At 54.2% G+C, this 7,266-nt stretch carries 9 protein-coding genes and 1 pseudogene; 6 read left to right on the forward strand and 4 right to left on the reverse strand.

Going from position 1 to position 7,266, the window contains the following annotated elements:
- From GHO03_RS25215 to GHO03_RS22855, 3 genes and pseudogenes are all read left to right on the forward strand, one after another.
- A pseudogene (locus GHO03_RS25215) lies at positions 1 to 747 on the forward strand (phage tail tape measure protein); the annotation flags it as partial.
- 9 nt (positions 748 to 756) lie between these two features.
- Entirely contained in the window at positions 757 to 1,602 is an 846-nt protein-coding gene (locus GHO03_RS22850; protein ID WP_153400573.1) for a phage tail protein, read from the forward strand.
- A complete protein-coding gene (locus GHO03_RS22855) occupies positions 1,577 to 1,783 on the forward strand; it encodes a tail protein X (RefSeq protein ID WP_153400574.1) in 207 nt (68 codons plus the stop codon). Before GHO03_RS22850 ends, GHO03_RS22855 begins: the two co-directional genes overlap by 26 nt.
- On the opposite strand, the gene GHO03_RS22860 is transcribed toward GHO03_RS22855, so the two are convergent.
- Together GHO03_RS22860 and GHO03_RS22865 are read right to left on the reverse strand one after the other, a co-directional pair.
- Positions 1,780 to 2,094, reverse strand: a complete 315-nt coding sequence (locus tag GHO03_RS22860) for a type II toxin-antitoxin system RelE/ParE family toxin (RefSeq protein ID WP_153400575.1) — start codon at positions 2,092 to 2,094, stop codon at positions 1,780 to 1,782. The two genes, GHO03_RS22855 and GHO03_RS22860, sit on opposite strands and share 4 nt — an antisense overlap.
- The gene (locus tag GHO03_RS22865; RefSeq protein ID WP_153400576.1) at positions 2,094 to 2,372 is read right to left on the reverse strand and encodes a type II toxin-antitoxin system ParD family antitoxin; all 279 of its coding nucleotides are present in this window, start codon (positions 2,370 to 2,372) and stop codon (positions 2,094 to 2,096) included. The genes GHO03_RS22860 and GHO03_RS22865 overlap by 1 nt, the downstream gene beginning before the upstream one ends.
- Positions 2,373 to 2,541: 169 nt before the next feature.
- Between GHO03_RS22865 and GHO03_RS22870 the strand changes: the two genes are divergently transcribed.
- Genes GHO03_RS22870 through GHO03_RS22880 form a run of 3 tightly spaced genes read left to right on the forward strand, consistent with a single transcriptional unit; the run spans position 2,542 to position 4,698 of the window.
- Positions 2,542 to 3,585: a phage late control D family protein gene (locus GHO03_RS22870; RefSeq protein ID WP_153400577.1), complete on the forward strand. Its 1,044-nt coding sequence runs from the start codon at positions 2,542 to 2,544 to the stop codon at positions 3,583 to 3,585.
- Between the two features lie 58 nt (positions 3,586 to 3,643).
- Positions 3,644 to 4,177 carry a glycoside hydrolase family 19 protein gene (locus GHO03_RS22875; RefSeq protein WP_153400578.1) on the forward strand — a complete coding sequence of 178 codons (534 nt, stop codon included), beginning with the start codon at positions 3,644 to 3,646 and terminating at the stop codon, positions 4,175 to 4,177.
- Complete coding sequence (locus GHO03_RS22880) at positions 4,174 to 4,698, forward strand: lysis protein (protein WP_372241787.1); 525 nt, start codon at positions 4,174 to 4,176, stop codon at positions 4,696 to 4,698. The genes GHO03_RS22875 and GHO03_RS22880 overlap by 4 nt, the downstream gene beginning before the upstream one ends.
- A 305-nt stretch (positions 4,699 to 5,003) precedes the next feature.
- On the opposite strand, the gene GHO03_RS22885 is transcribed toward GHO03_RS22880, so the two are convergent.
- Positions 5,004 to 6,053 carry a DUF262 domain-containing protein gene (locus GHO03_RS22885; protein WP_153400579.1) on the reverse strand — a complete coding sequence of 350 codons (1,050 nt, stop codon included), beginning with the start codon at positions 6,051 to 6,053 and terminating at the stop codon, positions 5,004 to 5,006.
- A complete protein-coding gene (locus GHO03_RS22890; protein WP_153400580.1) occupies positions 6,050 to 7,057 on the reverse strand; it encodes a hypothetical protein in 1,008 nt (335 codons plus the stop codon). Before GHO03_RS22890 ends, GHO03_RS22885 begins: the two co-directional genes overlap by 4 nt.
- Between the last annotated feature and the right edge of the window lie 209 nt (positions 7,058 to 7,266).

Genomic DNA, 7,266 nt, shown 5'->3' on the forward strand with positions numbered 1-7,266 from the left:
GGCGCGGGTGGTGGGCCACGTCCACCGCGCCCACCGGTTCCACCCCGTCCACCCATTCCGCCGGTACCACCCGGTCGCGCTGCACGGGCGATGGGGTTGATCGGCAAAGTGGGCAAAGTCGGAAAACTGATCCCCGGTGCTGCCTTGATTGAAGGCGGTATGCGTGCGCTCGACACCTTCCAGAATGCCGATACGCAGGAAGCCAAGGCCGAAGGCTATGGTGCGGCAGCGGGCAATATGGCCGGAGCGCTGGCGGGTGCTGCAGCCGGTGCGGCGATTGGCTCAGTGGTACCGATTCTGGGCACGGCCATTGGCGGCGTGATCGGCGGCATTCTCGGCAGTATGGGCGGTGAATCCATTGGCGCGAGCCTGGGCAAATCCTGGTTCGGTGCAGATGATAAAAAACCGTCAGAGCCGGTAGTCAAGGCACTGGCATTTGATCCGCGCTTAACCCGTGCCCTGCCCGGGGCAACCAAGATGGGTGATGTCGTGCGGTCGTTCTCCAGCGCTGCCCCCACAGGGCCGCTGGCCATGCCGCCGAAAATCGAACCCATCCTCAAAGCCGCACCACCCAAGATCGATCAGAGAATCGACATCCATGCACCGCTGCAAATCACCGTGAAAGGGGATGTCAAAGACCCGGCCGCACTGGCCCGGGAACTGCAACCGCACCTGCAGCGGCAGATGGAACAAATCGGCCAGCAGATGTCGAGCCGTAACCTCTATGACGCCCCGCACGTCGAATAAGGAGCACACATGACCTACGTGGAACAGCTGCAATCAGGCTTGAAATACCTGGTCGCCGCCGGCGTAACCGGACGCCGTAGCCTGGACGGGATGCTGGGCCCGGTAAATGGCGCCATCAGCGACATCACCGGCGCCGCCTCAGCACTGGACGACTTGCCGTTTATTGGCCCTGAAGTGGGGGCCAAGGTGCAGCGGCTTGTGCGCGGGGTCAACGCCGCCCAGGCCAAGGTCGGGGCAGTGGTGGCCACCTACAACAACGCCACCCGGGCAGCCTCGCAAATCGAAGAACGCCTGGGCACGCTGAAAGAACAGGCGGGCAAAGCAGCGGCGGCGATCAACAAAATCGCCGGCAATGCCAACCCGGCCCTGGCCAACATCATCCCCACCGGCGCCTTCGGCAAAGACCTGACCCCGGCCGTGGAAGCGGTGAAACCCTTCCCGCATTTGCTGATCATCCAGCCACTCAAGCCGCAATCCCAACCCTACTACTTCAACCTGGATACTGCCGCTTTTGAAGAACTGAGCCGCACCACCGACTTTCGCTGGGCCTCGCAAGAACGCCTGACACGCCGACCGGCCCAACAGGCCATCGGCATGGGCGAAGAGCGGATCAAACTCAAAGGCTCGATTTACCCGGGCTTTAAAGGCGGGCTCAAACAACTGGACACCCTGCGCAGCATCGGCGCCCAACTGCAGCCGCTGGGCCTGACCACCGGCTACGGCGACGTACTGGGCAACTGGTGCCTGAAAAGCATCGAAGAAGAGCAGGGCGCCTTCCTGCAAGGCGGCATCCCGCGCAAACAAGCCTTTACCCTGGAGTTTGTACGCTATGGCGACGACCTGCAGAACCGCTAGCGGCGACGTGCTCGACACGATCTGCCAGAACTACTACGGCCACCTCAACGGCACGGTCGAGGCCGTGCTCGATGCCAACCAGGGCCTGGCCGATGAGGTGCAGCCGTTTCGGGCAGGGGTGGTGATTGTCCTGCCGGATCTGGTGGTGCCGAGTGAGGAAGGGGTGATGTTGTGGGGTTAATCATCCAACTCAAATTGCAGGGCTGACTCAAAGTCCTGGCCGCCGTAATAAATGCCAAGGATGGAAACCTGTTTGGCATCAACGGCAAAGGCAATGACAGTACGCTTGCGGTAGTTGGTGATACGCAGGCCCGGGCGAATATCGTCGCGCAGATTACCCCTAAGGGGAAACGTGCTCAGCTCTTCGCAGTGGGTCACGATGGCATCGGTATAGCGCTGGGCAATCTGCGGCGAAGCTGCCGTGGCAATGTACCCATAAAGCGCCGCCAACTGCTCCAGAGCTTCCGGTGCAAACTCGACGGTGTACGCCATCAGGATTGAGTAATGGCGTCTTGATGCTCTGCCGCTAATCGCGCGCGTACCTGGTCGATACTTAGCGCACGGGAGGGGTCGGCTTTCAAGGCATCGTAAGCCGGGGCTACCTGGCCGGCGAGCCAGTTCTCCAGTGCGCGGTCCCGGGCCATTAGTGCTCGCAAGCCATCACGAATGACTTCACTTTCAGTGGCGTACTCACCGGCAGCCACCTTAGCTTTCACCGCATCAGCCATCTGGTTGGGCAGCGTGATGCTGAATTGTTGAGTGCTACGCATGATGAGCCTCCCGGACTAAGTAGGATTTAATCCTACTCCATCCTTAAATACAGGCCTAGCGTCTGCTCGACACTATGTGACGTGTGGTCAGTCAGGCAAAGCCAACCCCTTTTGTTTTCTTTTTACTCAGCCTCGCCCTGTGCGGGGCTTTTTGCCGTCTGGAGCATTTATGACGCCCACCTTTCGCATCGTCGCAGACGGTTCCGATATCACTGCGTTGATCAATGACCGCCTCTTACTGCTGCGCACCACAGACAAACCCGGCATGGAGTCCGACGACTTTGAACTGCGCATCGATGACCGCGACAGCGCCGTATCCTTGCCAAGTCGCGGGGCCAGTATTGAGGTCTTTCTCGGCTACAGCGGCACCGCGTTAACCCGCTTGGGGCGTTACACCGTGGACGAGGTCGAACTGTCCGGCCCACCGGATACCTTGGTGATCCGGGGCAAAGCCAGCGATATGCGCGGCAGCGGCAAAACTACCCGCAGCGGCAGTTGGGAAAACGTCAGCCTGGCCAGCATTGTCAATGACGTGGCCGCACGCAACGGCTGGCAGCCAGTGTGTCCGATGGCCATCGTCGTGCCCCGCGCCGACCAGCTCAGCGAATCAGACTTTAACTTTATCACCCGGCTGGCCAGGCAAAACGACTGCACCGCCAAAGTCGCAGACGGCAAGCTGTTGGTCCTGCAACGCCAGGCCGGGCAGAGCGCAAGCGGCAAGGTCCTGGGCGCGATCACCCTGACCCGTAGCGACGTCAGCCGCTGGCAATTCCGCCTCGCGGATCGCAGCACCCATAAAGCGGTCAGCACCCAGCATCAGGATAAAAAAACCGGCAAGTTGGCCATCATCACCCTGGACAACGACCAAGCCCCGGACGGCCTGCCGCCAGTGCACACCGATCGCCATATCTACCCCAACAAATCTGCCGCCGAACAAGCGGCCAAGGCCCGGCTGTCCGCCTTCAATCGCTCCACCGCTGCAGTACGCCTGGAAATGCCCGGCCGCACTGACCTGTTTGCCGAACGCAGCATCAACGCCCAGGGCTTTAAAACCGGTCTTGATGGCGAGTACCTGGTGGACTCGGTCGAGCAAGTCTTCACCCAAAGCGGCTGGACCACCACCGTCGAATGCAACGGCGGCAAGCAGGGCAAAGCCAAGGCCAAAGGCAAGAAAACCAAGGCTAAGGCGCCGCTACAAGTCATCCAGCTGTAACCCCCGGCAGACATTCACCCAACCCGCCTTGTGCGGGTTTTATCGTTAGGGCAAACCCATGTCGATTACACGGCAACAACTGCTGCAGATCCTCCCCAACGCCGGCCCAGTTGCCGGCGTTTTTGTGCCGCTGCTGAACACCGCTATGGTGCGATACCAGATCATTGGTCAAAAGCGCATAGCCGCGTTTATCGCCCAGATTGGCCATGAGTCCGGCCAGCTCAAATACGTCAAAGAAATCTGGGGCCCAACCGCCGCTCAAGCCAAATACGAAGGTCGCAAAGACCTGGGCAACACCGTAGTAGGCGACGGCTCCAAGTACCGGGGGCGTGGCCTGATCCAGATCACCGGCCGGGCCAACTACATGGCGTGCGGCGAAGGGCTGGGCCTTGACCTGATCAAGCAGCCCGAGTTGCTGGAAAAGCCACAGCACGCCTGCATGTCAGCGGCATGGTTCTGGGCGACCAGGGGCCTTAACACCCTGGCCGACGCGGGCCAGTTCGACAAGATCACCCGGCGCATCAACGGTGGCCAGAATGGCGCAGCGGATCGGCAGGCGCTATATGCCCGGGCGCTCAAGGTGCTGGCGTGAAGATCGATGCAGTGAAGTGGGGCGGGGTGCTGCTGATCATCCTGGCCCTGATGGCGGGTAGCGCGTGGGCGGCATGGACGTGGCAGGCCAACGCCTACGGCCAGCAACTGGCCGCCCAAGAAGTTGCCCACCAAACCGAGCGCACCCATCTGGCCAATGCCAACTCAACGCAAATTCTGGCAGAGCAGGGCAAGCGCCTCGCCCTGGAGCAATGGCTGGCAGCCAGTGACCAATCCCATTACCGAGCCCTGACCGATGAGAAAACGAAACAGGCACGCCTGCTTAATCGCCTTGCTAATGCTGACCTGCGGCTGTCAGTCCAACTCGATGCCACCGCAACTGGTTGTGACGCAGTGCAAGCCACCACCGGCGCCGGCGGCGTGGTTTATGGCGCCCATAGAGCCCAACTTGACCCAGCGCATGCTCAACGAATTATCGGAATCACCGGCGACGGCGATCAAGGACTGATCGCGCTGCAGGCCTGTCAGGCCTACGCCAAAGAAGTATCAGGCACAAAGTAAAAGGAGCGGCCGAAGCTGGATGCGTCAACATCCAGCCCGGCCACCGAACCCGCAGATCTGTCCTGAAAACCCAGTCAAGGTATCTGGATAGTGATTAAAGACATTAACTGGGGCTGTATATTGCGGCGTACATAGTCATATAGGTGGGTTCGTATGGGTTAATTAGCAGATAGTATTGTGCTTGTGTGAAATTATTTAATTGGCTATTTTGGTAAGCAATTCGGTGTTGAATAAGTGTATACAGCGGATAATATGGTATCCGCTGTTTTTTATAAATCTTGCTTTATTGGTGGCAAGCCAGTTGTTTATTTTATTATTAGCTTTTCTTCTCCGCATGCGGTAAGAAGTGCATTTACTCTCTTAACTCGCATATAGCGCTCTTTAGTCCTGGAGTTCATGCTTTTTTTGTATTCTTCGCGTGTATCGCTAGTTGGCGCATCGCCCCTAAGGTGGCTATAGAAATCATTTAGCTGTTGTTTGTAGTTGCGCACGGATTTTCCATTAATGGCAAGTATCAGCGCAAGCCCCCAGAGCCCGTATAAATGTGATACACCACTAATTCGGATTCCCGTGTAGTCAAGGTTCAGAAAGTCAAGGTCGTTGCACATTGTAAGCGAAAGGTTAAGGGCGTCGTCAAAATTATCATTGCTGTATTTTAGGTATAACTCATCTAGGATTTTTTGGCTGGAACCAATTACTAGTCGTTGCTGAGCAGATAATAGGCACTCAGAACAAAATTCCTTGTCTTCCATTCGCGCCAAGTCAGTTATGCCGAGTCTTGCGATGAAGTAAGGGTGGCTTCTTAATGCCTCGACTGCATTCAATATGTTTGACGAATGATATTGAGCGTTTCTGAGCTCTTGACCGTTTAGCGCTTCGCCATTTCGGTTAAGTCTGTCAAAAACTTCCTCAATAAGCCCTTGGTCCGAAGGGTCTACGTACTCTACTGGGAGATCATATTTCCAGAAAGCAGCTTTAAATTCGGCTAGCCGCTTGTCTGAACTTAAGTCTTTGAAGTAGCTGCCATCTAGGATGCCTTCCTCTTCAACGGGGCCGTACTCATTTGCAGCTGGTATTTCGTTATTAATAAAGCGTGCGATAGCTGTGAGGCGCTGTTTGCCATCGATGACGTCGAAGGTTGTAGTTCCTGTGTTATTATCGATTTTACGATGCAGGAAAATTGGAGGAATAGGGAAATTTCGCAATATGCTATCAATTAGATAGCTCTGTTTTTCGTCTGACCATACCGACTTACGCTGATAAGGTGGATCATAATTAAATTTTTTAGCTTGATTTTGCTCGTGAAAACTTGCAATTGAAATGGTGGTTGTGTTGCGATCTAATTTTTTGATCATTTTACCATCCTTGCAAGGTGCTTAGGGTTGGAGTACGAGTGATAAGACTTGAATAAGCTGCAGCATACAGCTTCAAAATGAGCATTGGGAAATGGATTTACTGAAATAACTCGTGCTTTTCGTGATATCTCGCCGAGAAGCATATCAATTTCCTTACGGTCCACATGCCAATAGCTCAATCCATAAATTACCACAAGATCATTTTCCTCAAGCTGCTTTGCAGCTTCTACAGTCTTATCCCAAATTTGCCTAATCCAGCGGTGTTTATATCTATCAGATTCCCCTGCTGGGGGAAGAATACCTACTAATGGGTAATGGCTGTCTAATGAGTCATACTTCACTGTTAGCTCGTCGATGCCACCCTCAGTAAAACTGGCTTCGTAGTTGACTGCGAATGCCGTATTGTCAATTTCCGAGTGTCCACAGAAAGTGATGGATCCATGAGGTTTGTGGATCTTGATTTTTGAGTCATTATTCTCGTCTAAAAGAGGTATGGAGAAGTTGATTTCTTTAGACTTAAGTGTGCGTTCTAAAAAGGCATCGTAATTAAAGTTTACAATATCTATAGAGGTTATATTTTCATCTTCTGCTGCTTGAATAAGCCAGTCGAGTGGTTCGCAAGACTTTTTGCTAGAAAAGAAATCTTCTGATTGAAGGATTTTATCGTAGTGTACGAATAAGTATCTTAAGTATGCTACTAGCTCTTTGTAGGCGCGTATATATATACCATCTTCAAGAGACGCCGGATCGGCTAGGCAGCATGCGTTGACAGCCGTGATTATTTGTTCAATAACTTCATATGAATTACTGGGGGAAGTTGTTTGTCGAGCACCTAGAGCCCACAAATTTGGGCAGTGCTCATAGCTCAAAAAGCCAGGCTTTCCTGTTGCTGGCCAAGTTACATCGCAACCCATAGAAAAAAGATTTGACAAGTCAACACTGGCGTGATTCTTCTCTAGCATTGAAATGGAAAGGCCATTTCCAGCGATTAGCATTATTTTCATACAATATCCATGCTCTAGCCAGGCAGTACAGATCTGGCTGGTGCTTTTTGGGAGCTTAGTTTACGAGAATTCTAGTTTTCCCCTTTAGTAATTGGGGGTTCCAGCTTTGTGTTGGGTTAACGTTGTATCTAAGGAAACTCCGAACAAGTCTCCAAGTATGCTGAAATACAGCCTCACCACCTGCCCCGAGTGCGTCATGAGCCAGATGA

This window comes from Pseudomonas sp. FSL R10-1339, assembly GCF_009600545.1.
Classification (GTDB): Bacteria; Pseudomonadota; Gammaproteobacteria; order Pseudomonadales; family Pseudomonadaceae; genus Aquipseudomonas; species Aquipseudomonas bubulae.

Excerpts from the sequence above, each read along its gene's own strand:
- GHO03_RS22850 (WP_153400573.1), top strand. The coding sequence starts at position 757 with ATGACCTACGTGGAACAGCTGCAATCAGGCTTGAAATACCTGGTCGCC.
- GHO03_RS22855 (WP_153400574.1), top strand. The coding sequence starts at position 1,577 with ATGGCGACGACCTGCAGAACCGCTAGCGGCGACGTGCTCGACACGATC.
- GHO03_RS22860 (WP_153400575.1), bottom strand. The coding sequence starts at position 2,094 with ATGGCGTACACCGTCGAGTTTGCACCGGAAGCTCTGGAGCAGTTGGCG.
- GHO03_RS22865 (WP_153400576.1), bottom strand. The coding sequence starts at position 2,372 with ATGCGTAGCACTCAACAATTCAGCATCACGCTGCCCAACCAGATGGCT.
- GHO03_RS22870 (WP_153400577.1), top strand. The coding sequence starts at position 2,542 with ATGACGCCCACCTTTCGCATCGTCGCAGACGGTTCCGATATCACTGCG.
- GHO03_RS22875 (WP_153400578.1), top strand. The coding sequence starts at position 3,644 with ATGTCGATTACACGGCAACAACTGCTGCAGATCCTCCCCAACGCCGGC.
- GHO03_RS22885 (WP_153400579.1), bottom strand. The coding sequence starts at position 6,053 with ATGATCAAAAAATTAGATCGCAACACAACCACCATTTCAATTGCAAGT.
- GHO03_RS22890 (WP_153400580.1), bottom strand. The coding sequence starts at position 7,057 with ATGAAAATAATGCTAATCGCTGGAAATGGCCTTTCCATTTCAATGCTA.